This is a genomic window from Plantactinospora solaniradicis (assembly GCF_042658085.1).
Taxonomy (GTDB): domain Bacteria; phylum Actinomycetota; class Actinomycetes; order Mycobacteriales; family Micromonosporaceae; genus Plantactinospora; species Plantactinospora solaniradicis.
The window spans coordinates 542,889-568,365 of sequence record NZ_JBHSPR010000020.1 but is presented as its reverse complement, the minus strand read 5'-3'; the positions used below and the strand labels follow the sequence as shown (position 1 = coordinate 568,365).

The 25,477-nt window shown below is 67.4% G+C and carries 22 protein-coding genes, 1 tRNA gene and 2 pseudogenes; 11 read left to right on the top strand and 14 right to left on the bottom strand.

Annotated elements, in window-relative coordinates; all coding sequences use genetic code 11:
* Window positions 1–1,392: 1,392 nt before the first annotated feature.
* The 4 genes and pseudogenes from ACFP2T_RS26995 to ACFP2T_RS26980 all read right to left on the bottom strand — a co-directional run.
* A pseudogene (locus ACFP2T_RS26995) lies at window positions 1,393–1,595 on the bottom strand (NF041680 family putative transposase); the annotation flags it as partial.
* 105 nt (window positions 1,596–1,700) lie between these two features.
* Complete coding sequence (locus tag ACFP2T_RS26990) at window positions 1,701–2,132, bottom strand: hypothetical protein (protein WP_377426173.1); 432 nt, start codon at window positions 2,130–2,132, stop codon at window positions 1,701–1,703.
* Window positions 2,133–2,496: 364 nt separating this feature from the next.
* Window positions 2,497–2,892, bottom strand: a complete 396-nt coding sequence (locus ACFP2T_RS26985) for a hypothetical protein (RefSeq protein ID WP_377426170.1) — start codon at window positions 2,890–2,892, stop codon at window positions 2,497–2,499.
* Window positions 2,893–3,101: 209 nt separating this feature from the next.
* Entirely contained in the window at window positions 3,102–3,527 is a 426-nt protein-coding gene (locus ACFP2T_RS26980; RefSeq protein ID WP_377426168.1) for a hypothetical protein, read from the bottom strand.
* A gap of 157 nt (window positions 3,528–3,684) precedes the next feature.
* Between ACFP2T_RS26980 and ACFP2T_RS26975 the strand changes: the two genes are divergently transcribed.
* A complete protein-coding gene (locus tag ACFP2T_RS26975; protein ID WP_377426166.1) occupies window positions 3,685–3,888 on the top strand; it encodes a hypothetical protein in 204 nt (67 codons plus the stop codon).
* Window positions 3,889–3,932: 44 nt separating this feature from the next.
* Here the strand turns inward: ACFP2T_RS26975 and ACFP2T_RS26970 are convergent, their stop codons facing one another.
* Window positions 3,933–4,394, bottom strand: a complete 462-nt coding sequence (locus tag ACFP2T_RS26970) for a hypothetical protein (protein WP_377426164.1) — start codon at window positions 4,392–4,394, stop codon at window positions 3,933–3,935.
* A 472-nt stretch (window positions 4,395–4,866) separates the two neighbouring features.
* Here ACFP2T_RS26970 and ACFP2T_RS26965 point away from each other — a divergent pair, with 472 nt between their 5' ends.
* The 4 genes and pseudogenes from ACFP2T_RS26965 to ACFP2T_RS26950 all read left to right on the top strand — a co-directional run.
* A complete protein-coding gene (locus tag ACFP2T_RS26965; protein WP_377426162.1) occupies window positions 4,867–8,151 on the top strand; it encodes an AfsR/SARP family transcriptional regulator in 3,285 nt (1,094 codons plus the stop codon).
* Window positions 8,152–8,445: 294 nt separating this feature from the next.
* The gene (locus ACFP2T_RS26960; protein WP_377426160.1) at window positions 8,446–9,045 is read left to right on the top strand and encodes a hypothetical protein; all 600 of its coding nucleotides are present in this window, start codon (window positions 8,446–8,448) and stop codon (window positions 9,043–9,045) included.
* A 360-nt stretch (window positions 9,046–9,405) separates the two neighbouring features.
* Window positions 9,406–10,059: a hypothetical protein gene (locus ACFP2T_RS26955; protein WP_377426159.1), complete on the top strand. Its 654-nt coding sequence runs from the start codon at window positions 9,406–9,408 to the stop codon at window positions 10,057–10,059.
* 130 nt (window positions 10,060–10,189) lie between these two features.
* Window positions 10,190–10,441, top strand: a pseudogene (locus tag ACFP2T_RS26950) (transposase family protein); the annotation flags it as partial.
* 917 nt (window positions 10,442–11,358) lie between these two features.
* Here the strand turns inward: ACFP2T_RS26950 and ACFP2T_RS26945 are convergent.
* Window positions 11,359–11,964 (bottom strand): TetR/AcrR family transcriptional regulator, encoded by a 606-nt coding sequence (locus ACFP2T_RS26945; protein WP_377426259.1) that lies wholly within the window; start codon window positions 11,962–11,964, stop codon window positions 11,359–11,361.
* A 127-nt stretch (window positions 11,965–12,091) separates the two neighbouring features.
* Here ACFP2T_RS26945 and ACFP2T_RS26940 point away from each other — a divergent pair, with 127 nt between their 5' ends.
* The 5 genes from ACFP2T_RS26940 to ACFP2T_RS26920 all read left to right on the top strand — a co-directional run bounded on the left by ACFP2T_RS26940 (window position 12,092) and on the right by ACFP2T_RS26920 (window position 17,564).
* A complete protein-coding gene (locus ACFP2T_RS26940) occupies window positions 12,092–12,955 on the top strand; it encodes an SDR family oxidoreductase (protein ID WP_377426157.1) in 864 nt (287 codons plus the stop codon).
* A 527-nt stretch (window positions 12,956–13,482) separates the two neighbouring features.
* Window positions 13,483–13,749 (top strand): DUF3224 domain-containing protein, encoded by a 267-nt coding sequence (locus tag ACFP2T_RS26935; protein WP_377426257.1) that lies wholly within the window; start codon window positions 13,483–13,485, stop codon window positions 13,747–13,749.
* 248 nt (window positions 13,750–13,997) lie between these two features.
* A complete protein-coding gene (locus ACFP2T_RS26930) occupies window positions 13,998–15,854 on the top strand; it encodes a CocE/NonD family hydrolase (protein WP_377426154.1) in 1,857 nt (618 codons plus the stop codon).
* A 474-nt stretch (window positions 15,855–16,328) separates the two neighbouring features.
* Window positions 16,329–16,416 (top strand) — tRNA-Thr (locus ACFP2T_RS26925).
* A gap of 386 nt (window positions 16,417–16,802) precedes the next feature.
* Window positions 16,803–17,564 (top strand): DUF6928 family protein, encoded by a 762-nt coding sequence (locus ACFP2T_RS26920; protein WP_377426152.1) that lies wholly within the window; start codon window positions 16,803–16,805, stop codon window positions 17,562–17,564.
* Window positions 17,565–17,640: 76 nt separating this feature from the next.
* On the opposite strand, the gene ACFP2T_RS26915 is transcribed toward ACFP2T_RS26920, so the two are convergent.
* From ACFP2T_RS26915 to ACFP2T_RS26885, 7 genes are all read right to left on the bottom strand, one after another.
* Window positions 17,641–18,234 (bottom strand): hypothetical protein, encoded by a 594-nt coding sequence (locus ACFP2T_RS26915; protein ID WP_377426150.1) that lies wholly within the window; start codon window positions 18,232–18,234, stop codon window positions 17,641–17,643.
* A gap of 115 nt (window positions 18,235–18,349) precedes the next feature.
* On the bottom strand, window positions 18,350–19,120 hold the full coding sequence (locus ACFP2T_RS26910) for an SDR family oxidoreductase (RefSeq protein WP_377426149.1): 771 nt from the start codon (window positions 19,118–19,120) through the stop codon (window positions 18,350–18,352).
* A gap of 147 nt (window positions 19,121–19,267) precedes the next feature.
* Entirely contained in the window at window positions 19,268–20,275 is a 1,008-nt protein-coding gene (locus ACFP2T_RS26905; protein WP_377426147.1) for an ABC transporter permease subunit, read from the bottom strand.
* Window positions 20,272–21,162: an ABC transporter ATP-binding protein gene (locus ACFP2T_RS26900; protein WP_377426255.1), complete on the bottom strand. Its 891-nt coding sequence runs from the start codon at window positions 21,160–21,162 to the stop codon at window positions 20,272–20,274. The genes ACFP2T_RS26905 and ACFP2T_RS26900 overlap by 4 nt, the downstream gene beginning before the upstream one ends.
* A 2-nt stretch (window positions 21,163–21,164) precedes the next feature.
* Entirely contained in the window at window positions 21,165–21,554 is a 390-nt protein-coding gene (locus ACFP2T_RS26895) for a GntR family transcriptional regulator (RefSeq protein WP_377426144.1), read from the bottom strand.
* A gap of 397 nt (window positions 21,555–21,951) precedes the next feature.
* The gene (locus ACFP2T_RS26890; RefSeq protein WP_377426142.1) at window positions 21,952–22,110 is read right to left on the bottom strand and encodes a hypothetical protein; all 159 of its coding nucleotides are present in this window, start codon (window positions 22,108–22,110) and stop codon (window positions 21,952–21,954) included.
* A 106-nt stretch (window positions 22,111–22,216) separates the two neighbouring features.
* A complete protein-coding gene (locus ACFP2T_RS26885) occupies window positions 22,217–23,098 on the bottom strand; it encodes an SDR family oxidoreductase (protein ID WP_377426140.1) in 882 nt (293 codons plus the stop codon).
* A gap of 210 nt (window positions 23,099–23,308) precedes the next feature.
* On the opposite strand from ACFP2T_RS26885, the gene ACFP2T_RS26880 reads away from it, so the two are divergent.
* Window positions 23,309–23,632, top strand: coding sequence for a winged helix-turn-helix transcriptional regulator (locus ACFP2T_RS26880; RefSeq protein WP_377426138.1), 324 nt, complete (start codon window positions 23,309–23,311; stop codon window positions 23,630–23,632).
* A 28-nt stretch (window positions 23,633–23,660) separates the two neighbouring features.
* On the opposite strand, the gene ACFP2T_RS26875 is transcribed toward ACFP2T_RS26880, so the two are convergent.
* On the bottom strand, window positions 23,661–25,430 hold the full coding sequence (locus tag ACFP2T_RS26875) for an Hsp70 family protein (protein WP_377426136.1): 1,770 nt from the start codon (window positions 25,428–25,430) through the stop codon (window positions 23,661–23,663).
* Window positions 25,431–25,477: the final 47 nt, after the last annotated feature.

Sequence of the window (25,477 nt, the reverse complement as noted above, 5' to 3'; positions counted from 1 at the left end):
ACCCCAACCCCCATAACAACCAGATTATCGATCGTAACACCACAGATTATCGGTCAGCTTCTCGCAGAGAACCTAGACGGCGTCATCGTTGCGTCGACCGAGGACCGCGTCGGGCCATCGACTGCGCTGCCACAATGCTGTGCAGGTAGGTGCTCAGTAGGTCAGCAACGCCCGGGCCGGATGCAAGCTAGATGCTGGACCGGGACGTCTTGACCACGGCGCGTCGTCCGTCGCGGACCAGCGTTGCCGGCTGGCAAGGCCGGAAAACCGGACATGTCGACAGGGGGTGCCCAGGAACCCGCCCTTAACGAACGCTTCATCCGGCCACAAGCAGCCAACACCCGACATTGCCTGACATGCCCAACTCCGGGAACTGCACAATGCGGCCCGAACCCTCGACCGACTCGGCGACACCCACCACGCGATCGGCGACCTCGACTCCGCTCGCCATGCCTGGCAACGCGCCCCGAAGATTCACTACGAACTCGGCCACAAGAGGCCGACCGGGTCCTGGCCAAACTCCAGCGTCCTGGCCAGGGAGATAGAACGCCAGCTCCTTGCGCGCAGTCGCCGTGGCGGCGACAGCCGCGAAGTTCCTGCGGGTCTCGGCGTCGAGGCTGCCGCTGCGATACGTCGAAACATCTCGAGCATCACCGCGTCGTCGGGCTCGGGCCTGAAGACCAGCCGCCCGCTTGGCCTGGGTACCCCGTCGGCCGGGCTCCACTCGTACTGCAGCCGCCGCACCTCGTGGGTGAGACCCGCCGCGTACTCCGCCTCCCGTCACCACACCACCGCGGCGGCCGCGCGGGGAACGTCCTCGCAACAAATCCGGACCCGCATCACGCCCGTCTCCACTACCAAAACAACACCGATCAACCGGACAACGAGGAGCTACGTGACCGGTATTGCGGCTAGGGCATTGTTACTAATACCATTCGCTCCACTCATCCTTTTGGGTGGTAGGATTGCCGTTGTCGTAGAGTGCGGCGCAGATAGGTACGCTCCCACTCTCCGGGAAATTCTTGTTGCAACTTTCCCACGACTGCGACGCCCCAAGTTATGGACGCGGCTCCCGGTCCTGCCGGCATTGTGCTGCCATTCGGAACCCCTGATCTCCCGTCTCTCGAACGACCCTGAACAAAGAGAACATCGCCGCACGCCACGAAACAGACATCCACGGTAAGCGTCTCGGCGCATACGTCCGCGGGCTCGAAATTTATCGACCAAAGCGCGTAATCGGTCTCCGATCCGTAGTATGCGACAGACGCCGCAGAGGGGATGATCAAGGCCAACGCCGCGCCGGCCACGGCGGCCAGGGCGAGTAGATGTTCCGGCATGACACCAGGCAGAAGATTTCTTGACAGCTGATGATCAGAAGCTATGCGACAGCCTCGCGCTTGTCGCGCGGTGGTGCCGAAATCCTCGGCGAACGCGGGCGGGTGTGAGGCGTTCGGGTGGTGCCGGTTTCTCCCAGGGATGGCGTAGGTCTCGGGCGAGGGGCCGGGCAGGCGTAGCTGGGTGTGGATGGCGATGATCATCCAGGTCCACCGGTCCGCTGCCTGTGGGGTGCGGATCTTCGGGCGGGTCCAGCCCAGGCGGATGACGGTGCCCTCGATCAGCGGCAGGTCGGGCAGTCGGCCCAGGGCGTTGGCCGGGTGCCACGGCTGGCACGAGAACAGCAACAGCGCCGGAACGACACGTCAGGTCGTCAGTGTTATCCAGTCCCCGTCGTCAACGAGGTTGCCGTTGTTGTAGCGTGCGCCGTTGATGCTTATGTTTCCGTCTTCGACGAAGTTCTTGTTGCAAACCCCCCAGTTGCCCGCGCCCAATTTGTTGACGCAGGAACCTGACCTGTAGTTGTCCCAGGGGGCATCGGCGCTCCATTCGACTACCGCGGCGTATCCATCCGCCTCGGTGTCCTTGACGTAGATCAAATCGTCGAGTGGTTTGAAGCAGGCGGTGACGCCGGTATGCCCGATGCATACGTACCCATTGGTCGGGCCGTTGGAAGCCGCGGCGTAGTCGGTCTCCGAACCGGCGTACGCGGCAGAAGCGGCGGTGGGGGTCAGCAGAGCTACCGCTACGCCGGCCATGGCGGCCAACGTGAGTAGCCCGCGACGGGGTGTACGCATGGTGGACTCCTTCGTGGTGGTATCGCTTTACATTGGATGCCGCTCGACATACTGATGAATGTCGATGCGTCGTGCCGATCTTGATTGACTCTCGAGGCCGGTCTCAGTTGTGGACGGTGCAGTCACGGGATTCGGTCCGGCCCTCGGCCAAGCACCGCGGCCCAGGGCCGCGGGGTAGTCCGTGAATGCCCCCTTTTGCCTGGGGGTGGCCGTCCCGGCGTCGTCCCTGCAACCGGTACCCAAATTCGGTCAACTGCCTGTGATCGGTATGAGCGTCTGGTCGTTCATGTGTGATAGCTGCATGATCGTGACCGGCGGCGGGCCTCTCCCCAGGCGCCGCCGGTCGTGGGTTTGGTCGACGCGTCTAGCGGCCGGAGGTATAGGCGAGCACCACGTTCGACGGGTACTGGTCGGCGCCGTCCGCGCCGTTGCGGGCCACGACCGAGAAGAAGACGATGCGGTCTTCGGCGAGGTCGAAGTTGCACCACGTGTAGCCGTTGGAGGCGCCGTCCGCGTCGTGGCATTCGCCGCGGCGGCCGTAGTCGGTGACCCAGACGACGACCGCTCGGAGGCCGTCCGCGTAGTTGTCGCCGACCTTGAACCAGTCGCCGTCGGAGTAGAAGCACGCGAATCCTGCCTTGCTGAACGGCATGTTGCAGAACTCTGTAACCTTGGCGTGCGCCGCGCTACCGATACCGAACACCGCAAGCAGGGTCAGGATTGTTGTTGAAGCGATCGTGGCGAAAACTCGACGTTTCATTGCTGGGACTCTCCCTGGTCAGAGGACACCTTCACATTTACTACACAGCCGGGTAACCCGCTCTGGTGTTGGATCCGGTCCAGTTGGACGCCTCAACCCTGCGAGGGCGTGAAGGGCCTCGGTGCGACGGCGGATTTCCTGGGGCCCACTCACCGCGTTGACCGGTAGGATTGCGGTTGTCGTAGCGCGCAGCGCGGATCCGCACGCTATCAGGTATAGAGGGTTTCACGAGAGCCGTAGTCGACGAAGTTGCCGCTGTTGTAGCGTGCGGCCGTGAGCACGAGTTCCCTGCCCTCCGTGAGGTTCTTGTTGCAGATCCCCCACTCGCCCTCGCCCAACTTGTTGACGCAGGAACCGGTCCTGGTTGCAAAGCCGAGCATGTGCCATTCGGCTACAGCAGAGTAGCCGTCCGCTTTGGTGTCCTTGACGTAAAACACATCGCCATACGCCCGGAAGCAGGCTATGACACCAGTGCCTTCGACACACTCGTAGCCGTCGGTCGGGCCGCTGGACGACAGGGCGTAGTCGGTCTCCGATCCGTAGTAGGCGGCAGAGGCAGCCGAGGGGATGATCAAGGCCAAGGCCGCGCCGGCCACGGTGGCCAGAGCGAGTAGACCTCGTCGGGGTGTACGCACGGTGAATCTCCTTTGCAGTAGGTTTCAAGGCCGCCGTAACGCTGGAAAGGTCGGCCGATTGATCGGCGTCTCCTGTGGGTTCCGGAAGATATGCCAGCGGGGGCCCACCGTCTTAGGGAAGGCTTGAAACCGCTGGTGCCCGACGAGGATCCGGCTGATGGACCGGATCAACGTCTTCGACGCGGCCGTGTTCATACCGCTCTTTCTGAAGTGCCGGATCGTCGTCGCCGTGCCGCGCGTCGGACGCCGTGGGCCAGCGAGCGGTCGACGAGCACGCTGGCCGCACCGTCCGCCTGTCGCCCTCGACGCGGTCTACAGCGCGCTCACCACGGCGTGGTCATGCGCCGGGTCCAACATGTAGCCGACACGGCCGCGAGCGAACATCGAACCGAAGGGTTTCGACATTCAGGCGCGAATTTCCGGGCTGTAGATGTCGTATCGGGTATCACCACTTCTGGAGGCCCAGACGTGGACACGAACGACGATGCCATCGTTGATGGCGTAGTTACACGTGGTGGCCCCAAGTCCGGCGTTGCCGATGCTGGTGTCGTCGAAGCAGTTGTGGCTGTGGTTGACCCAGTGATAGACGCCGTGGGAGTCGGGTGTCAGCTTCTGGATCTGCCCGCGGGTTCCCCAGCCTTCGGACAGGTGGTCCCGGACCTCCAGGATCTCTCCGTGCTGGTGGAACTTTACGCACCCACCGTTGATGTTGCCGCCCGGCGCCGCCCAGCAGGCCCACACGTATCCGTCGTTGTCTGCGGAAGCGGGGCTCGGAGCGGCGGCGAGGACCAGTGGCACCACTGCGGATACGGTGACGGCGGCCCTAAAGATTTTCCGGATCATCTGGATTTCCTCGATCTTTGACATGTACGGCGTTCAGGAACCCGACTGCTGTCGACGGGCGCGAACACGTCGCCTCGCCATGCGTGACTACGAGATGAGCCTGCCACCTCGATTGATTGACGGGAATCGTGCAGGAATGCCATCGATGAATCGGCGCCGCAGCTGCGAACAGCGCGATACTCCGAGACCCCGAAGACCTCCCTGTAGGTGGCCGGCCGGTCGGCCAACGCCACGGCATCGCCAGAACCCTCGACCGCGGGCTCAGCCACGCGTACCACTCCTCACGATGGGCGGCGCCGCCAAGGGGTGAACCAGCCATCGGCCGGACCGCCCTCACGTATCGCTACGGCCCCAAGGAGTGTCGCGCTGCATCCGGATCACCTCCGATTCCCGTCTGGACCCGAACGGATCTGTACCTTCGGCTAGCTGGCATGACATTTTCATGTCAGTCGCCGCCCAGATTCCTGCCATCCAGCCCGGGCGGTACTGTGGCGGCGTGGAGTTCCGGCTGCTGGGTCCGGTGGAGATCCGTTCCGCCAGCGGTGACGTGATCCGGCTGGGACGGCGTCGGGAACGCCTCGCGCTGGCGGTGTTACTCCTGGAACCGCAACGGGTGGTCAGCGCCGAGCGCCTCATCGCTCTGGTGTGGGGCGACGCTTCGCCCACGTCAGCCAGAACAACGTTGCAGAGCATGATGTCCCGCGTACGCAGCGCGCTCAGATCGGCGGTGAGCGACGACCCCGACGAGCCGGTGCGGCTGCTCGCCCGTGGCGGCGGGTATCTCCTGGCGGCCCCACCGGAGTCGGTCGACCTGCACCGCTTCGTCGGGTTGGTCCACGGGGCACGAGCGATCAGGGAGCCGACCCTGCGTTCGGCACAGTTGGCGGAGGCGCTTAATCTCTGGCGCGGACCGGCGCTCGCCGATGCCGCCGACGCCGCCGTGCGGGATCGGCTGTGCGGCAGCCTGGAGGAGGCGCGGTTGGCCGCGATCTCAGACCGGATCGATGCGGACTTCGACGCCGGCCGGCACGCCGACCTGGTTCCGGAACTGTCCAGGCTGACGTGCGAACACCCGCTGCGGGAGCGGCTACACAGCCAGCTCGTCACGGCGCTGCACCGCTGCGACCGCCACGCCGACGCGCTCGAGGCCTACCGACGGGCCCACCGGTTACTCGTCACCGAGCTCGGCGTTGAGCCCGGACCGCAGTTGCGTGCGGCGCAGGCGTCCGTCATCGCCCACAGTCCGAATACCGACGCGGAATCCGAACAGCCGAACCCACCCCCGACCGCGCCGGTCGTACCGGCACAGCTTCCACCGGGTCCCGCCGGCTTCGTGGGCCGTGACGGGTACATACAGCAGCTCGACACGGTACTGGCTGGCGAAGCCAGCGCTACGAGGATTTATGTGATCACCGGTGCGGCGGGGGTGGGCAAGACGACGCTCGCGGTGCGCTGGGCGCGCCGCGCGGCGGCGCGGTTCCCCGACGGCGTGCTCTTCGTGGACATGCACGGCTTCCACACCGGTCCGCAGACGACGCCGGCCGAGGCGTTGCCGCTGTTGCTCGGCGCCCTGGGCGTGGCCGCCGACCGGGTTCCGGTCCGCATCGAGGCGCAGACCGCGCTGTACCGATCGATGCTGGCCCGCCGGCGGGTTCTGGTACTCCTCGACAACGTCGCCGACGCGCACCAGGTGCGTCCACTGGTACCGGGTGATCCCGGGTGTCTGGTCCTGGTCACCAGCCGCGACCGGCTCAGCGGACTGGTGGCGCGGGACGGCGCCCACCGGCTGACGCTGGACGTGCTGCCCCCGGGCGACGCCGTCGACGTGTTGGCCCATGTCGTGGGCGCGGACCGGGTCGGGGCAGACCCACACGCCGCGGCAGAACTGGCCGAGCTGTGCGGCCGTCTCCCGCTGGCGCTGCGTATCGCGGGCGCCCGGCTGGTGGACCGCCCGAACCTCGAGTTACGTCGCCAGGTCGAGGAACTGGCTACCCGCGGTCGGATGACCCATTTACGAATCGACGGTGACGAGAACGCAACGGTATGCGGTGCGTTCGACCTGTCATACCAGGCTCTCGCGTCGCCGGTCAGACGGCTGTTCCGGTTCGTGAGCCTGGTACCGGCGCCGACCGGGCTGAGCTTCGCCGCCGCGGCGGCGCTCGCTGGCCTGTCTGCCGCCGACGTCGAACCGCTAGCCGACGTGTTAGCCCGGCTCCACCTGGTGACGGTAGCCGCCGACAACCGGCTGGCCGCCCACGATTTGCTGCTGGAGTACGCCGCCGCACTGACCGCAACGTACGAGAGAGCGGCCGACCGCGACACCGCAATCGACCGCTTGCTTGCCTTCTACGTGCACACCGCGGACCGGGCCGGCGCGGTACTCAGCGGATCGCCGTGGCCGCAGCTACCGCGTGATCCACTGCCGGCCGGTGTGACGCCGATCGAAATCGCCGACGAGGATCAGGCCCGCCAATGGCTCGTCGCCGAGTGGGCAAACCTGGTCGCGGCCGTGGACTACGCCGCGACCTCGGGCCGGGACCGGACGGCCTGGCACCTGGTCGACGCCCTGCGGGCCTTCATACAGCTGCAGGCGCCGCTGACGCAGGCACTGTCGATTGCTCATACCGGCCTGGTAGCCGCGCAACGGGCCGGCGACCTGCTCGGCGAGGCTACGATGCGGCACAGTGTGGGATTTCTACGCCTGTGGCGTACCGCGGAGTTCCAGGCGGCAATCGACGAGTTCGACACCGGGGCGGCGCTCTTCCAGCAAGCGGCGTGGCAGCAGGGACAGATCGCAGCGATGTGCACCACCGGCATCGCGCTGGTCCAACTCGGTCAGCTCTGGCCGGCGATCCGCCGACTTGAGCAGGCGCTGGCGGTCAGCCGAGAGATTGGGGACGAGGTGGGTGAACTTCGCTCGCTCACCAATTTGGCCGGCACCTACGAAGCTGTCGGCGCTCTAACCCAGGCGGCCCAATACTGCGAGCGCGCGCTGCCGTTGCTCCGCCGCAGCGGCCGGCGCCAAGGCGAGATCGTCGCCCTCATCGTCCTCGCCAAGGTCCGTCGGCACCAGGGCCGCCTCGAGCCCGCGCTCCACACCCTCCTGGAGAGCCTGTCGATTTGTCGAGGCATCGGCGCGCGACACGAGGAAGCAGACCTACTGACCGCCCTCGGTTTGGTACACCGCGACGCGGGACGGTACGACGCAGCCACGGTGGCGTTCACCACCAGCCTCGACATCGCCAAGCGGTTGTCCGACAGCCGCCATGAGGTCTCCGCACACATCGGCCTCGCCAGCGTGGAAATCAGGCAGGGCCATCTGGAAAGCGCCGCCAAGCGACTCGATGCCGCGCTGGAGACCGTCGAACGCATCGGGTACCACCGCCGCCGGTTCGAGGCACTGCAGACCAAGTCCGAGCTGTACCTCGCGTTCGGCGACCACCGCAGCGCCCACGAACACGCCACCCGCGCGCTGGCCCTGGCCAGCGAGTCCGGGTACACGCTTGCGGTCGGGCAGGCGCAAAGTCTTCTCGCCGTCAGCTCGATCGGCCTGGACTGCCCGGCGCAGGCCCTGGAACACTGCCGACGGGCGCTGGCGACGCAGCGGCGTGCCGGCCAGCGGTTAGCTCAGGCCGGCACCCTGCTGACTGCCGGGCGCGCGTACCAACGTCTGGGAAAGACCCCGTTGGCCCGGTCTCGCTGGCGGCAGGCACACACACTGTTCAGCGAGGTCGGAGCCCCCGAACACGAGACGACAACGGCACTGCTGACCTTGGGGTGATGCCCTTTTGAGTGTCAAGCCGGTGCTCGTGCTCTGACCTGGTCCTGGCAGACAAGGCGTACACCAGCCGCGGCAATCGGGGCTGCGCCCGACGCCGCAGGATCAGGGTGTGTATCCCGGGCAATGTCTTGAACGTGCGAGGGCGATAGCCGACCCCACATCAGCCGGGGGCGCGGGATTGACCGAATTTCGGGGTAGCCGCGCGTCCATCGTCCTGTAACACTATCCCGGCGATCCGGCAGGCTCCCGCCAGTCCCGGCCCGATCCCGCCGACACTTCACGGCGAAGGAATGAATGATCAACAACAGCTCCACGTTCGGCTCACAGCGGCGTAGATGGTGGCACTCGCCGGGCCGGGTCCTGCTCGTCACGCTGATCGTCGTGGCGACGCTCTTCCTGGCCGGCCGGGTCGCCGTCGTCGGATCACTGGAATACCATTTCGGCGCCGGGTTCGACGACCGACGGTTCGACGAGCTGGAGACGGAGTTTGATCGCGGGCAGGCGGCCTTCGTCAAGGCCGAGGCCCGGATGCGGGAGTTGGCGGCCGCCCACTCGCAGGCCGAACGGATCGGGTGGAGCCTGATGCTGATCTGCGTACGCGACGCCGGACGGGCTGACGCCTGTGAGCCGACGACCCCGGACGATCAGGCGACGTTCGCGGCTCTGCCGGGCGCCGACGTGATCGTGCATCAGGCGAAAGACGACGGGCGCACGTTCTTCCGCTGCTACGGGGACGAGCCGCCGCGCTACACCATCATGCACGCACCCGACGGCACGGACGTGGAGGCGTTCGCGGAGGACCACGGGTTCCGGAGCAGCCGGGCACTGAAGCCGGGGTGGGCGCTCCTCGGGCCGATCCCCGACGTGGATCGTGAGGACGAGCAGTGGCAGTAGGGCTCGGGCATCGGTGGAACCTGTCAGTGCCAGGGGTGTTGAACCGCAGCGAGCGGCGGGAACGTCGCGCTGAGCCATCCCCTGTAACGATCCCGTGGCGTCGCGTGATCGACTAGGCTGCCGTGTTCGCGGACTGGGCGGGACGTGCGGCCAGGCGCAGGCGTGATATGGCTCGCGTCGCCGCCACGCTCTGCTCAGGTGTGATCGCCGACGCCGATTCGGGACCGGGACCGTAGTCGTGTTCGAGGATGAGGGCTTGTCGTGGAGAACGCCGGGTCTTGATCCTTTCGCCTTTCGCCGGTATCCACGCTGGGCGGTGAGTCCCAACCTCAGCGTCCGGTGGACGTAGACTCCCGCGCCATGTCGACCTTCATGGGGCTGGCCTGGATCGACCTGGTGTCGAGCGCGGACTCCGAAGCGGCGTTGGTCGCCTTCCGCGCCGGAACACGTTCACTGCCGCAGCGGCCGAGAGGGTTCGCGCCCCAGGTCGACGCGGTAGCCGTCGAACTTTCGCACGGCCGCTACCGGATCGAGTCGTGGTCCGATGGCAACTACGAGCAACTCGCCGACCTCGTAGTGCAGTTCGCCGAGGGTACCGGCCTGGTCTCGCATGCCTTCGTGGCGCTTGACCACGACGAGTACGGCGCGGAGCACATCGTCATCGACGCGTGCGACGGCGCCGTGCGGCGGGCCTACCACTATTTCGCCTATCCTCGGGACGAGGACACCGGCGCGTACTACACCGAGGGCGAGCCGTCCTCGGTGAGCCGGATCCTCCCGGGGATCGAGGAGCCTGCGACCGGCGACGATCCTGGTGTGCTGGTCGACGGACCGGTCGCGCGGGCCACCATCGCCGCACGGTACGGCGTGCCGGTGGCGGCAGTCGATCAGGCGGCAGCGGCGGACAGGTTCGCCCACGGGGAGATTGGTGGTGTCGGTGACCCGTGCGCCCGTTGGCGCGACGCGCTGGGTCTGGCCTGGCCGGGCGAGAGCCAGGCAGCTATCCCGGGGTAACGGCCGGTCACGTGGTGTAGCTGCCGGTGTCGTGCGATGGCGACGCGACACGCCCACACCTGTTGGGTGCGACAAGAAGACGCAGAGCCCCGGTCTGAACGTTGGTCCTACCACAGATCAACTTCATAGGGTTCTGGGTGGTCACCGCCCTGGCCCACACGCAGCGCTGGCGGCAGCCAAGACAGCCGGGTACGGCCACATCAACCTCGACGGCACACTTACCGAAACGCATCGGGTCGCCACACCAGGCCCCACTGCCGGGGTGGACCTGTGGTGGTCAAGCAAGCACCACCAGCACGGCGGCAGCATCCAGGCGATCTCCGCACCCGACGGCTGGCCGCTGTGGACCTTCGACGTGCGGCCAGGCCGCGAGCACGACACTGTCCGACGACCGGAAAACCAGCAACCTGATTTACGCCCATCTACGCTCTCAGGCCGAACGCGCCAACTCCCTGCTCAAAACCACCTTTACCGGGAAAGGCTCCCTGACTTGATCTCGACAAGAATCCGGTAGGTATTGGTGTTCGAAGTGTGTGAGGTGGAGGGCGGCGCGGACGATGTCGCCGACGCTTCGAGGGCTGGCGGTGCTGTGGCGTAGCGTGCGCCATCGTCCAGTGAGAATGGCGAAGCCGCGTTCCTCGAGACACCGCAGGGATCGAAGAACAGCGTTGTAGGTGGGTTGTCCCGTACGGCCTCGGGGACGTACCGGTAGGCGGTGGCGCGTGACACCCCGGATCCAGCCCGAGGGTGGTCTTGTCCTCGCCCTCGCGGAACCACACCAGGATCAGTGGTGCCTGGTAGAGGCAGGTCAGGGCGTGGGTTCCCGATCGCGTCCCGACCGCTCGGCGCGTAGCAGCCGCGCCACGTGTTGTACGAGTTCCCTGGGGGGCGTCAAGGGTGGCGCGATAGACGATCATGTGCGTCCGTCCGAGTAAGTTTCCCTCGCCAGAACCTGTCTATCGAGGGCCCCACGCCCGATCCGCTATAGTCGCAATTGTTGTGATGTTGTGTTTCTGCCCCCTGCGAAATCACTTTGAACTCCTTCGACAATCCGATGATGAGTTGCGCCGCGAGCGTGTCGTGCGCCGGGGAAATGGCGTTGATAACTGTCGTGTTATCGGACGTTGCGGTGTTCGTCGTTGATCGCGGCGGTGCGGGCGAGGAGTCTTGGGCATCACGGGATCGGCTGCGGAGGTTGCGGCGATCGAGTCTGTTCGGAGGCACCTATGCGGTTCATATCGGTGGGGATGGCGGTCGCGGCGGGAGAACGTTCCTCGTTGCCCACGTGGACGCCGAGGCCTACGGTTCCCGTGGCCGGAGTCCGCGCAGTGCGGTTTCCACCACTTGGCCGGCGTATTCGGGGGTCAGGGGGCCGGTGCGTTGCAGCCACCGGTTGAGGATGGGTCCGAACAGCAGGTCGACGGCCACGTCGAGGTTGGCGTCTTCGGCCAGTTGCCCGGCCCGTTGGGCGGCGCGCAGGCGTTCCTTCTTCAGCTCTCGCATCGGCTCGTCCAACCGTTTCGCGTAGTCGGCGGCCAGAGCGGGGTCATGGACGATCTCGGTGTGCAGCGCGCGCATGGGCAGGTCGTAGCGCGGGTCGTTCAGTTCCGCGACGGTGGTCCGCAGGACCAGCTTCAGATCAGTTTCCAGGTCGCCGGTGTCGGGTAGGCCCGCAGTCGCACCGTCCTGCTCGTCGCCGGCGAGCGTGAGGAAGGCGTCGAAGAGCAGTGAGCCCTTCGACGGCCACCAGCGGTAGATCGTCTGCTTGCCGACTCCAGCCGCGGTGGCGATGCCCTCGATGCTGAGCTTCGTGTAGCCCACCTCGCCCACGAGGTCGAGGGCGGCGGCGAGGATCGCTCGCCGCGAGGCATGGCTGCGACGGCTGGGATCGGGGGCGACCTTCATCGACACGGGCCCATTCTAGCAAGAGGTGAGACGAGACGGTCCGTCTTGACAGACTGCTCTCTTATCGAGGTACTCTATCGTCTGCAACGAGACGGACCGGTTCGTCTCACGAAGGGAGAGAGCTTTCATGACTACCTCAGGTGCCACGACGTCGCGGGTGTCCCGGGTCTGGTTCATCACCGGAGCCAGCCGTGGTCTCGGCCGCGCGTTTACCGAGGCTGCGCTCGCCGTCGGTGACCGCGTCGTCGGCGCAGCCCGCGACGTCGCGCCGCTCGATGACATCGCTGCCCGGTACCCAGAACGCCTGCTGGCACTACGCCTCGATGTCACCGACCGTGCGGCGGTCTTCGCGGCGGTCGACGAAGCGGTCGCGCATTTCGGCCGACTCGACATCGTGGTGAACAACGCCGGTGCGCTGTCCGCCGGGATGGTGGAGGAGTTCACCGAAGCCGAGGCCCGCGCTCAGCTGGACGTCAACTTCTTCGGCGCGCTCTGGGTCAGCCAGGCCGTACTGCCCCAGTTGCGGGCCCAGGGCGGCGGGCACATCGTGCAGATTTCCAGCATCGGTGCGCTCGGCGGTTTCCCCAGCACCGGGCTCTACAGCGCCAGCAAGTTCGCGCTGGAAGGCATGAGCGAGGCACTCGCCGCCGAGGCCGCCGGGTTCGGTGTCAAGGTCACCATCGTCCAACCGGGTGGCTACTGGACCGATCTCTACACCAGCAGCACGGCGACCAACCCGAACCCGGTCTACGACTCGCTGCGTGCGGAACTGGAGAAGCAGTGGGCGGAAGGCTCGATCGACAGCGAGCCACGGCTGGCCGCGGAGGCCGTGATGACGCTTGTCGCCAGCGACGACCCCCCACTGCGGCTGTTGCTGGGCAGCATGGTCTACGACCTTGCCTTCACCATCTCCCGGCAACGCATGGACACCTGGGCCGGCTGGGAACAGGTGAGCCGGGCCGCGGAGAAGGCTGTTCCGGCCTCGCGCTGACCCGTTCGCATCGGCATTCGCTGATGACCACAGGTACCGATCACCGAAGGACAAGAAGGAACCACCTTGGCAAACACGATCACCATCCACGCGCTGTCCTCGATGCCGGCCGAGCACACTCGGCCCTGGCACACCGTCCTGGCCACGTCGCTGGCGCACGACCTTCCCGGGCAGCCGTTGCCCACGCCGGAGCAAGTACACACCCAGCTCACCACGACGGGTTTGGACAACGCCGACTGTTCTGGCTGGCCGCCGAACCCGACGGCACGGTCACCGGTGTCGCCGCTGCGGCTGTTCACCCCCCACAGGACGGGAGCACCTGGCCGAGATGGAGCTGCACGTCCACCCCGACCGGCACCGCCGTGACGTCGGCTCGCGACTGCTGGCACAGGCCGTCCTCGCCGCCCGGGTGGAGAACCGGCGCAGCCTGATCATCCGTGTCGCCGACATCGAACCAGGGATCGCCTTCTGTGCCGCACGGGACTTCCAGCGGGTCCTGACATCGGCATCGTGCTGCAACTCGTCGAATAGAGCGCAGTCACGACCGACACCACCACGTCGCGAACGATCCAGGCCGAGTTCGAGATCGACAGCTGGGACGAAGCCTTCTACGACGAGCCGGCCGAAGGCCCGAGGCTGACCGGGTCGTGATCCGCATGGTCTACCGAGGCGCGTTGGCGGGCACCGGGATCGCCGAGGTACTCACCGCGCAGGGCGCCACAGGCGCCGGCTATGTCGCCTCCGAACGCATCCACGCAATGCTGGGCGGTCGACAGGGCACGCTCGTGATCTAACACGGCGGTCTCGCCGGCGACGACCAGAGCACGATCGGCACCGTGTTCCACACTCGGGCACGGCGGGCCTCGCCGGGCTGTCCGTCACGCCACTGAGGCCCGCCAGGGTGTCTTGACCCTCACCTGGACCTTCGACAAGCCCTGACTCGAGTTCGACAACCAGGTCAAGGTTTACGCCCGCACGGCTCGACGACACCGTCATCCGCCGCGCGGGTGCCTGATCTCCGACCCAAAGAAAAGGGGTACCCATGTCAACCTCGAAACGGCGAGGTGCCTTCACTGCGGTCGCACTCGCGACCGTGCTCGTGGTCGCCGGTGCTCCCGCCGCGTCCGCGACGGCGAAGCCGGCGATCGAAGTCTCCGGCGGGCTGACGCAGCCCGTCTTCTCCTACCAGGACGCCATCCGCGAGCACGTCCGGGTGCAGTCACCGGTCGACAGTGACGGCGACGGCAGGAAGGACCTGGTCCGGGTGGACATCATCCGACCGAAAGAGACGAATTTCGGGCTCAAGGTCCCGGTGATCATGCACGAAAGCCCGTATTACGACGCACCGGGTGTCGGTTTCGAGCTGGACCACAAGACCTACGACGCGAACGGGAACCTGACGAAGTTCCCGCTGTTCTACGACAACTACTTCGTGCCGCGCGGCTACGCGTTCGTGTCCGTCGACATGATCGGCACCAGGTTGTCGGACGGCTGCCCGACCTCAGGCGGTCGGTCCGACGTGCTGGGCGGCAAGGCGGTCATCGACTGGCTGAACGGCCGGGCGACCGCCTTCGACGACAAGGGCAACCCGGTGAGAGCCACCTGGACCACCGGGCGTACCGGGATGATTGGCCACTCCGGTGAGGGAGCGCTAGCCATCGGGGTCGCCGGCACCGGGGTGCGGGGGCTGGCGACGATCGTGCCGCTCGCGGCGCCGAGCAACTGGTACGGGCTGTGGCGCGCGAACGGCACCCTCACGGATACCAAGGGCGGGCAGGAGTGGCTGGCCACAATGGTCGACGAGGATCCGGACGAGAAATGCGCGGCGGTGCACCAGCGCATGACCGCCGGCTCGGACGATGCCACCGGCAACTACAACGCCTACTGGCACGAGCTCGACTACCGGACCGGGCCGGTGTCAAACGCACGCAACGTGCGCGCCAGTGTCTTCCCAGTGGTGGGACTGCAGGACCGGAACGTGATGGCCGACCAGTTCTCCACGTGGTGGGCCGGGCTGCCCCGCGACGTGGAACGCAAGGTGTGGGTGACACAGTACGGGCACCTCGACCCGTTCTGGGCCCGCCGCGACGCGTGGGTCAACACACTGCACAAGTGGTTCGACCACGAACTGATGGGCGTCCCGAACGACATCATGCGGCAGCCGCGCGCCGACGTACAACTCGGTCCGGACCGCTGGACCACCCAGGCCGACTGGCCGGCGCCGACGCGGACGGTGACCCTGCGACCGCAGCATGACGGCTCACTGGACCGGACGCCATCGACGGGCACCGGCAGCTACCTCGACACCCTGCAGACCGAGGCCGCGGTGGTCGGCGACCCCGGCACCACCAACCCCAACCGGCTGGCATACCTGACTTCACCGCTGCGGAACGCGACGCGGCTGTCCGGGACGCCGTCGGTGAGCCTGCGGGTCACGCTGGACAAGCCGACCGCCAACCTGGGCGTCATGCTCGTCGACTACGGCCAAGACACCCGCATCCACGGGGCCGACCCCATGGGGCAGGGCCTCAAGCTCATCGACGGCGAAGACTGCGTCGGCGAGAGCACGGCCGATGACGACAACTGCTACGTCCGGGCCGCCGACAACACGGTGACATCCGGCTTCCAGGTGGTCGCCCGAGGATTTATGGACGCGCAGAACCACACGTCGCTCCGCCACTCGACACCGCTGACGCCGGGTAGGTCGTACCAGATCACCTGGTCGATGCTGCCGCAGGACTACGAGTTCAAGGCAGGGCACCGGCTGGGCATGGTGCTGACCGGAACCAACGACGACATCACCGACGCCGAAACCGGCACCGGGACCAGGGTCACCGTCGACCTGGCCGGTACCTCGATCTCGCTGCCGCTGGTCACCGGTACGCCCAGCGGGAGATAGCACGATCGATCTATGCGTACGGTCGCGGCCAGCGTGGTCGCGACCGACGCATGACGTCTCAGACGTCCCGAGTTCACCAGGCCATCATCGACGCCGACTGCAGGCCTTGGTGATGCGGGGTTTGTGCCGTTGTTCCACGAGAAGGCCACCGCGTGGCCGTACAGCCACCGACCAGCCCGGCCGGTAGCCGAACGTGCTACTGCCTGACCGTGCCGAACTCGCGCGGGCCGAGCTCGGTCGTCACCTCGACGAAGCCGCGCCCGCGCTGGCGCAGCGCGTCCTTGCGCCACACCAGCACCCACTCGGTGACCGGTTGTGTCGTGGATTGGCACGAAGACGACCCAGGGCACCAACCTGCGCCAGCATCCGCTCACTGACGGCACCGGGGCAAGGTGCCCCCGTTTACCCCCGAAACCCCTCCCGAGAATTGACTACCAGTGACAAGCGACGATCAGCGCAGGACGGCATTTGTGCAGCTCAATGCTGAGATGCGATCACTGATGACAAGTCCGGGAGGGTGACGGTTGGTAACCGTGTGTCGCAGGTTCGAATCCTGCCGGGGGCACCTCGAAGATCAGCCAGAACGGCAGTCGAGCAGCGAATACAGCTTTGCGTCATTGGGTTGCCGTGTGCAGCGGAACGCCGCCGATCGCCCGGTCGGCGACCTCGGTTGCGAGAACGCTAGCGTTCAGCCAGAGCGACACCGCCGCAGGTCGTACGGCCGACTCGCCAGTGGCGAGGCCACCTGATGGAGTCAGCGCCAGCCCCCGCGCCTCCTCCCACAGCCGGAAGTAAAGCCATCGGCACACGATAACCAGGAGTTAGTCGATTCGTTTCCGGCCAACGACACGTCCGCTCCGTGGAGCGACCTGCGGATGATTCGACGGCTCGTCGGCAGATAGTAGTGTCCAGGCGCTTGTCCATAGCCGACGATCTGGAGGAGCGACAATGGGCGCGAAGACGGCCCTGCTGGCGTTCGCCGAGGGAGACATTCGCCCCGCGTTGCGTGGCGCGACGCGCTCGGATCGAGCCGAGACCGAGGCACTGGTACGTCAGGTCCACCCGGGCTACGTCGTCATCCCCGCCGACGAGAGCACGTTGTTCGACGACGTCTATCCTCCGGACGACATCACCTACGCCACCGTGCTGGCCGGGGCCGAGCTGTATTGCGACCGGCGGCTCGTGCTCGACCGTCCGTCCGAGTTGCCGGAGCACCTGCGCCAGGCTGGAGCGGGCAGGCGGATCATCATGCACGGGATGCACTCGGTCGTGGACTGGCTGTGTTTCGCGGTCTGGGAGGACGGTGTGCTGGTCAGGTCGTTGAGCCTGTCGCCCGACGGCGGTATCGGGGAGAACATCGGCGAGCCGTACGACTTCGAACGGCCGTACTGGGCGGGTGAGCATCCCGTCGAACCCGTGCCGGGCTGGCCCGACCAGGGCCCGTACCCGTTGCCTTTCCATCCCCTCGCGCTGGGCGAGGAGGCGTTGCGCGCACTGTTCGGCTTCATCGTCGAGGGCCATTTCGAGCCGGACGACATCGATGCGGAAGCCGTTCATCTGCACGGCTTCCGCGTGACGGACCCGACCGGCGATGAAGGGGCCGCGCGTGACGCCAGGATCGCGGAGGGATTACGGACCATGGCCCCACCCCGGACGTTCCGGCTGGGGCCGGACGGGACGATGCACGAGGTCGGCCCCGACACCGATTGATTGGCCCTTTCCTGCCCCGACATCGGTCCGGCCACGATGGACAGGCCCGGACAGCCGATCACGACGACTCTCCTGATCAACCCTGGTCGGCAGGCGGCAGCGGAAGCTCGACTCTGACGGATTCTCCCGCCGGGGGCGTGAAGTCGAGCGTCAGCCGACCTGCCGTTGCCGGCGGTGTCGGCCGGAACGACCACCGTACTTCCCATTCCGTTCCCATGCCTCCGGTCTGCCCGGAGACGAGGTGGTAGGCAGTGCCGATGTCGTCAGACACCGCGAGCGCGACGTTCCCGAACTGTTCCCCGGGCCAGGGCGGCGGCGCACCGGGCTCGGCCTGCTCCTCCCACCGGCGGTACGCCGCCGCGAAGTCGTCCGACGCTGCCTCCCGGGACGGGCCCTGTTCGGCGTCGAGCACCACCTCGACGTGGTTGGCGAGACTGACCTGCACAAGTTCCGCGCGCACTCCGGCGACCTCTCCCACCAGCACCGTTTGCTCGAGCGGTATCCGGATCCGTGGAACCTGCCGCACCGTCACGAGGTAGACGTGATCGGGGTCGTGGTAGTCGACGTGGAAGGTCCCGTCGTCAAGCCGCTCGACAGAGCTGGCGACAGGCGACGGCTCCATCGAGCGGCTGAACAGCAGGGATCGGATCACGCCCGCAAGGTCCGTCATATTGGGCAGATTAACCGCCGCCACTTTCCGCCGCGGGTACGAGAGCGCGGTCGCGATCCCCGAGCCGGGATCGCAACCCGGCACACGTTCGTCCGGAAGGCTGCGGTCGAAGTTCCTAGCGGCCTGGCCGTACCCGCTCGGCGAGGAAGTCCTCCCAGGTCCGTTTTCCCACCGTGGCCCCGTCGAGGGACAGGTTCTCGCCGGCCCGGTACGCGCGGCCGGCCTTCCCCGGCATCCGGACCGGCATCATCAACCGGCGCTTGCCGCGCGCCCGCAGGTATCCACGACTCAGGTCGGCCATCCCGTACACCGTCGGCCCGGCCAGATCGGGCACCAGGCCGGCGGGCTTGTCCAGGGTCAGTTCCACGAGCCGGGCCGCCACCTCGCGCGGATCGACCGGTTGGAGCCGGAGTCCGCCCGGCACCGGGATCACCGGCAACTTCGTCATCTTCTCCATCATGGTCAGCACGATGTCGTGGAACTGGGCGGCACGCAGCGTCGTCCACGGCAGGCCGGACTCGGCGACGGCCCGTTCCGCGCCCAACTGGGACCTGAAGTATCCCAGCGGGACCCGGTCCGACCCGATGACCGAGATGAGCACCACGTGCCGCACCCCGGAACCCGATGCGACCCGCATCAGGTTTCGGGTCGCTTCGTCATCGCCCTTCGGGCCGCCGGCGAGGTGCAGGATGATCTCGGCACCGTCCACCGCTGGCGCGATCCCCTCACCCTTGAGCAGGTCACCGGTCACGTACTCGATGCCGTCCCCGGGCTCGTGGCGCTGCCGACTCAGTACCCGCAGTTCGCGGCCGGCATCCCGGAGGAGCGGCACGACGAGGCGCCCGAGGGTGCCGGTGCCGCCGGTGAGCAGAATGGGTGACGTCACTGCCTTCTCCCAACTCGTTCGGTCCGGGAGGCGTTCTCCCAGGTACAACAGCGGTCCCGTGGGCCCACTGCTATGACATCCGGCCAGCAGGGAATGTGACTGGTGGAGGAACGCGACGGCTGTGACGGTCGACGCAATGGGTCCTGGTCAGGCCAGGCGGCGGCGGATCCACCAGGACGAGAAGCCAGCCAGGGCGAGGGCGAGGGCCAGTAGGACCGTCGCTTCGTACCACTGGAGTGCCCAGAAGCGGTTGGCGGGCTGGTAGGCCGCTTCCTGTCGGAGGTTCAGCGTGTCGAGCCAGGCCATGCATCCTGCTTGAGAAAAGGCCGTTGGGCTGCATGCCTCGGTGTTGACGGGCCCGGTGAACGTGACGCCGGACGGGGTGACCGTCCGGTTGGACACCACCCAGGCACCCGGCTGCGACACCCTGCCGGTCACGGTGATGGTTCCGTCGTCGTGTATCTGGAGCGATTTCACGGCTGTGGTCTGGAACGGCGTCGTGAACTCGACGGGCTGGATGAGATGCCCCCGGACCAGGAACGGCATGGCGAGCTGCGCGGCGGCGACGACCACGAGGGTGACGGCCATGGCCGGCACCGTGCGGCGGAGGAGCATTCCGACGGTCACTCCGACGACGAACGCGAAGGCCGCGTAGCCGATCGGGACGATTCCGCGTGCGGCGAAGATCTCGGGGAACATCCGGTTCAGATAGGCGCTGTCGATGGGGTCGGCCCACCAGGTCACGGCGAGGCTGAACAGTCCGACCGCCGCCATGCTGACCAGGCCGCCGCAGAGGAGTTTCACCGCCAGCCACCGGCCCCGGGGGACGCTCTGGCTCCAGACCAGCCGGTGGGTGCCGGTTTCCAGTTCCCGGGCGACGAGCGGCGCTCCCCAGAACACCCCGATGATGGCGGGCGTCACGAACATCACGGCGATGCCGAGCCAGTACAGGGGACCGGTCGTACCGTTGATCACCTGGTTGAGGAACCCGCTGGCGAGCGACTCACAGTCCGTACGACAGCCGGCGAGTCCGCTGCTGCGGTACAGCCTGGTCAGCTCGGGGCCGGTGATCATCAGGGCGACGGCCAGCGCGGCCAGGGCGGCCAGGGCGGTCCATGCCTGGATGCGGAATTGGCGCCAGGTCAGCCAGATCATCGTTGTGCCTCCGGTACGGGGGTGGAACCGACGGGAGCGGCCTCGGCCATGTATGCGAGGACCAGGTCCTCCAGGTCGATCCGCTGGCTCGTCCACGATGGATTGTCGATCGGGGCGGTGCTGCGCACGATCAGTGAGGACTGCCGTTCGGTGTGGCTGCTGTGGATGACCTCTTGGCCGGCGGGGAGGGTGGCCGGCTCGCGGTAGGCGCCGATGAGGCGGTGGTGGCTGGCCAGCAGTTCGTCGACGTCTCCGACGAGTTTGACCCGCGACCGGGCCAGCACGATCAGGTAGTCGCAGACTCGTTCCAGGTCGGCGACCAGGTGTGAGGAGAGCACGACGCTGGCCCCCTGCTCGGCGGTGAATTCCATCAGCACCTGCATGAATTCCCGCCGGGCGAGCGGATCGAGGCTGGCCACGGGCTCGTCGAGGAGCAGCAGTTCGGGCCGTTTGGCGATGGCGAGCGTCAGGGCGAGCTGGGCCCGTTGGCCGCCGGAGAGTCGGCCGGCACGCTGGGCGGGGTCCAGGTTGAGATGCTTGATCCGACGTGCCGCGAATTCCGCGTCCCAGCTGGGATTGAGCCGGGCGCCGAGGCGTAGGTGCTCGCTGATGGACAGCCCGGCGTACGTGGGGGTGTCCTGGGCGACGAACCCGACCTTGGCCATCTGGGCCGGTGTGCTCGCTGGACTGGCGCCGAGGACCTTGATCGTGCCCGAGGTGGGCGACAGCAGCCCGCTCGCCAGTTGCAGCAGGGTCGACTTGCCGGCGCCGTTCGGACCGACGAGCCCGACGACCCGTCCCGCCGGAATGCCCAGGGTGCAGTCGGAGAGTGCCTGGCGGCGGCCGTACCGCTTGCCCAGGCCGTCGGCCTCGATCACGGTGGTCATACTCATGCCTTCTCCTCGACGGGCTCGCGGAACGTGCTCAGGAGGAGGGCTTCGATGCTCTCCTCGTCGAGCCCGGCCCGTCGGGCTTCCGCGAGCCACTGTTGCAACTTCAGGCGTAGCGGTCCGTGCGCGCCCAGCGACTCGTCGGTCAGGGTTCGGGTCACGAAGGTGCCGACGCCGGTCCGGAGCGTCACCAGGCCCTCGTACTCAAGCTCCCGGTACGCCTTGAGCACGGTGTTCGGATTGATCGCCACCTTCGCGACGACCTCCTTGACCGTGGGCAGCCGGTCGCCCTCGTTCAGCAGGCCGAGTCGCATGGCGTGGCGCACCTGGTGGATCAGTTGCATGTAGTTCGCGACGCCCGAGCGGGCGTCCAGATGGAACTCGATCATCGCGATCTCACTTCTGCTAAGTCGCTAGCACAATAGCAAACCAGTAGATCGCTCCGTCAAGATTGCTTCAGTGAGCTTCCGATGAGCCCGGATCCGGCGCGGATGCGCTCCGGACGGGTCTGGGCGGGGCGGGACCGGACCGGCGATGGACAGCGTCGAGCCACCAGGGGGCGCGTCGCGGGGGGCAGACCAGGAGCATGGGCGAGTCAGCCGGCCGGCGGCAGCAGCGCCAGAGGTCGTGCCCGATCAGCAACAACCGAGGTAATGCCGGATCAGCAACGCCAGCGGTGGTTCCGGATCAGCGGTGGCAGAGGCGATCGGGCGGCATCCAGCGGGCGCGATGGTGGTATCGAGGGAGCGTGGTCGGGGCCGGCAATCCGGCCGGCCTGGCAGCGGGTTACCTCCGCTGACCCGTCCGGCGGCGGTCGGCATCCTCGATGGCATGCCGGACCGCCACCCGGATCACCCAATAGAGCCCCACGAGCGTTATCGCCGCCAGGGCCACGGACAGGACGAGGCTGAACACCAGCTCAGGAAGCTGACCGGTGGAAACCATGGTGGAACGCTAAGGCACCCGGGCCACGGTCGCTGTCCCCACGGCCCCCGGATGCGGAGCCCGAACGCCCCGGATGCGGAGCCCGAACGCCCCCGCGAGGATCGGTTCAGGGCGTGCGCTCGGCGAGGGCTGCCGCGATCGTGTCGGCGATCGGCGTCGTCGGTCGCCCGATGAGCCGGGACAGGTCACCCGGAGTGTCGGCCAGCGCGCCCCGGCTGATGGCGTCGTCGATCTCCACGAGGATCTCGGCGAAGGGCGCCGGAACTCCCACGCTGGTGAGCAGCGCGCGGTTCTCGGCGGCGGTGATGGAGTTGTGCACGATCGTCCTGCCGGTCTGTCGGGATACCTCTGCGGCGAACTCCTCGAACGACCACGCGGTGTCGCCGCCCAACTCGTACGCCTTGTTCAGGTGGCCCTCGCTGTTCAGTACGACCGCCGCGGCGGCGGCGTAGTCCGCGCGCGGGGCGGTGGCGATCCGGCTCCCCGGAGCGACGTTGTTGACGATGGCGCCCCGCTCCACCACTGCGGCGAGGTTGCCGAGATCCCCGGCGTACGCCTCGGAGTACCAGTTGTTGCGCAGGAAGGTGTACGGCAGACCGGAGTCGAGGATCAGTTGCTCGGTCGCCCGATGGTCGTCCGCGAGCCCGAAGTCGGCCTTGGGGCCGCCGAAGGCGCCGACGTATCCCAACTGGGCCACGCCCACCGCCTTCGCCGCGTCGATCACCGCCGCGTGCTGGGGCGTACGCCTGCCGACGTCGGTGCCGGAGATCAGCAGTACCCGGTCCTCGGGCCGGAACGCCCCCGCGAACGTCTCGGGTCGGTCGTAGTCGGCGAGGTGCAGCCGCACGCCCTCGGCCACCAGGTCGGCGGCCTTCTCCTCGCTCCGCGCGACGGCCGTGACCTGGGCGGCGGGTACGCCGGCGGCAAGCAGGTCCGCGATGACCAGGCGACCGAGTTTTCCGGTCGCCCCCGTGACGACGATGCTCATGACGTGCTCTTTCCGTTTGATTCGGGCTTTTATGTGCCATTCATGGACCAGTAGCTAACCCTACGTTCGGTACAGCCGTTGTCGTAAGTACCCACCTGAAAGTAAGGTACTGGTGTGGACGTAAGGGAGAAGTCGCCGGCTGGTGGGCCGGCGGCGTCCGGGCGGCCCGGACCTGCGCCGAACGTCAACCGTGCGGAATGCCCGTCAAGAGTGGTGCTCGAACATGTCACCAGCCGTTGGGGCGTGCTCGTGCTGGCCGCGCTGCGGGAACGCTCGTACCGGTTCAGCGAGCTTCGCCGGCAGGTGGGCGGCGTGAGCGAGAAGATGCTGGCGCAGACCCTCCAGACCCTGGAACGGGACGGCTTCGTCGACCGCGATGCCAAACCCGTCATCCCGCCCCGGGTCGACTACTCCCTGACCACGATGGGCCAGGAGGTCGCCGAGCAGGTGTGGGGAATCACCCGGTGGGTCGAGGGCAGGCTGGACGACGTCTTCGAGGCGCGCGAGGCGTACGACGGGACGCGGGGGTCCTGAGCGGGCGCCCGCCGACGGGGGCTGGTGGTCAGCGGACCCGGACCCATTCGCTGGAGCCGCCGTCGCCGAAGAACCGCATGGTGTTCCCGGTGCAGATGTACTCGGACGGCTCCAGGATCAGCGTCAGCGGAACGCTGTTGTTGCGGCTGCTGCCTCGGTAGAGCGTCATCGACCCCTTGGCCCGCACGTTGCTGATGTATTCGAAGCCGTTGCGGTGGTACACGTTGGCCGACGCGGTGCCGCGGGTCCGCTGGCGCCACTTGACGCCGCTGGCGGTTGTGCTCAGGTCCTTGCTGTGGTTGAAGTCCAGCGTCACCTTGCCGTTGGCGGTGTAGGTCTGCAGGGTGCCGCCGGGCCCGGTGTACTGCACTTCCCGATTGTTGATCTCGCCGGTCTTCTGGTCGCTCACCGCGCGCCAGACGCCGACCATGCAACTGTCCACCCCGCTCGCCGTCACCGTGGGGGTGACCGACGGAGTCGGGGTGGGGCTGGGGGTCGAGGACACGTTCGCCGCCAGATTGCCCGCGCCGCTTCCGGGTTGGTCCGGCTCGCCGCCGCTGGCGATGGCGGCGATGGCGGTGACCGCGCCGAGGATGCCGACGACCGCCACGGCCACCCCGGCAACCCGGACGCGCCGGGACCGCCATCTCGACGTCCACGACCCGGCCGGAACGGCGGCGGCCACCGCCGTCGACCCGTCGGCGGGGGCGGCGGTAGACCCGGCGGATGTGGCGGGGATCCGCAGGCTGCCCTCGGCCACGACCAGTTCCGGCTGTTCCACGACGCTCGGAGTGATGTCCAGCGCCCGGTGCAGCGCGGAGGCGACCGCCGGCATCCGGCTCGAGCCGCCGGAGAGGAAGATCGCGGCGAGAGTCTCCTCCGCACCCTCCGTCCGGCCGAGCACCCGCTTGGTGGTCGCGACGGTCCGCGCGATGATCGGACCGGCCAGTTCCTCCAACTCCTCGCGGCCCAGCGGCAGCTCCATGTCGAACAGCGGCACGTGGATCACCGTCGTGGTGGTACGGGCCAGCATCTCCTTGCCGGCCCGCGCGTTGGCCCAGAGCTGCTGGCTCGCCCGCCGGTCGGAGGCGGTGACCGGACTGGTCAGCCGGCTCCACATCGACTCGTCGCCGGCTCCGATCGCGGTGCCGAGCCGCTCCACGATGGCGGCGTCGATGTCGAGTCCGCCACAGTCGGCGAGTCCCTCGGTCGCGAGGATCTCGAACCCCTCGACGGTACGACGTACGACGGTGACGTCGAAGGTGCCGGCACCGAAGTCGTAGACGACCGCGCACTGTCCGACCGGCAGTTGGCTCCCGGCGACTCCGACGAAGTAGTTGGCGGCGGCGACCGGCTCGGCCACGAGTCGTACGGTCGGCAGTACCTTGTTCGCCGCGGCCAACAGGGTGGCCCGGCGTTGGGTTCCCCAGGCGGCGGGGAAGGTCAGCACCGCCTCGGTGATCGGCTCGCCGGTGCTCAGCCGGGCCTCGGTCGCAACCCGCCGCAGAGGTACGGCGAACAGGTCTTCGACGGTTATCTCCCGCTCGCCGAGCAGCACGGTGCCGTCGTCGACGCACCGCTTCGGGTACGGCTCGAAGGACTGTGGAAAGGATATCGAGGTGTGCAGGGCGTCCTGTCCGACCAGCATCCGTTCCCCGGTGTCGGCGCAGACGGCCGAGCGCAACAACGGGGACCCGTCGAACAGCATCGGTCGGGGCTCCCGGCCCGGTAGCGCCAGCACCGCGACCGTGTTGGACGTGCCGAAGTCGATGCCGAGTCTCGCGCCTGCGCCACCCACGGATATCACCGTACGGGAGCCGCGCCGCGTCGAGAATCGACCCGGCT

Excerpts from the sequence above, each read along its gene's own strand:
- ACFP2T_RS26990 (WP_377426173.1), bottom strand. The coding sequence starts at position 2,132 with ATGCGTACACCCCGTCGCGGGCTACTCACGTTGGCCGCCATGGCCGGC.
- ACFP2T_RS26985 (WP_377426170.1), bottom strand. The coding sequence starts at position 2,892 with ATGAAACGTCGAGTTTTCGCCACGATCGCTTCAACAACAATCCTGACC.
- ACFP2T_RS26975 (WP_377426166.1), top strand. The coding sequence starts at position 3,685 with ATGGACCGGATCAACGTCTTCGACGCGGCCGTGTTCATACCGCTCTTT.
- ACFP2T_RS26970 (WP_377426164.1), bottom strand. The coding sequence starts at position 4,394 with ATGTCAAAGATCGAGGAAATCCAGATGATCCGGAAAATCTTTAGGGCC.
- ACFP2T_RS26960 (WP_377426160.1), top strand. The coding sequence starts at position 8,446 with ATGATCAACAACAGCTCCACGTTCGGCTCACAGCGGCGTAGATGGTGG.
- ACFP2T_RS26955 (WP_377426159.1), top strand. The coding sequence starts at position 9,406 with ATGTCGACCTTCATGGGGCTGGCCTGGATCGACCTGGTGTCGAGCGCG.
- ACFP2T_RS26945 (WP_377426259.1), bottom strand. The coding sequence starts at position 11,964 with ATGAAGGTCGCCCCCGATCCCAGCCGTCGCAGCCATGCCTCGCGGCGA.
- ACFP2T_RS26940 (WP_377426157.1), top strand. The coding sequence starts at position 12,092 with ATGACTACCTCAGGTGCCACGACGTCGCGGGTGTCCCGGGTCTGGTTC.
- ACFP2T_RS26930 (WP_377426154.1), top strand. The coding sequence starts at position 13,998 with ATGTCAACCTCGAAACGGCGAGGTGCCTTCACTGCGGTCGCACTCGCG.
- ACFP2T_RS26920 (WP_377426152.1), top strand. The coding sequence starts at position 16,803 with ATGGGCGCGAAGACGGCCCTGCTGGCGTTCGCCGAGGGAGACATTCGC.
- ACFP2T_RS26915 (WP_377426150.1), bottom strand. The coding sequence starts at position 18,234 with ATGACGGACCTTGCGGGCGTGATCCGATCCCTGCTGTTCAGCCGCTCG.
- ACFP2T_RS26905 (WP_377426147.1), bottom strand. The coding sequence starts at position 20,275 with ATGATCTGGCTGACCTGGCGCCAATTCCGCATCCAGGCATGGACCGCC.
- ACFP2T_RS26900 (WP_377426255.1), bottom strand. The coding sequence starts at position 21,162 with ATGACCACCGTGATCGAGGCCGACGGCCTGGGCAAGCGGTACGGCCGC.
- ACFP2T_RS26895 (WP_377426144.1), bottom strand. The coding sequence starts at position 21,554 with ATGATCGAGTTCCATCTGGACGCCCGCTCGGGCGTCGCGAACTACATG.
- ACFP2T_RS26890 (WP_377426142.1), bottom strand. The coding sequence starts at position 22,110 with ATGGTTTCCACCGGTCAGCTTCCTGAGCTGGTGTTCAGCCTCGTCCTG.
- ACFP2T_RS26885 (WP_377426140.1), bottom strand. The coding sequence starts at position 23,098 with ATGAGCATCGTCGTCACGGGGGCGACCGGAAAACTCGGTCGCCTGGTC.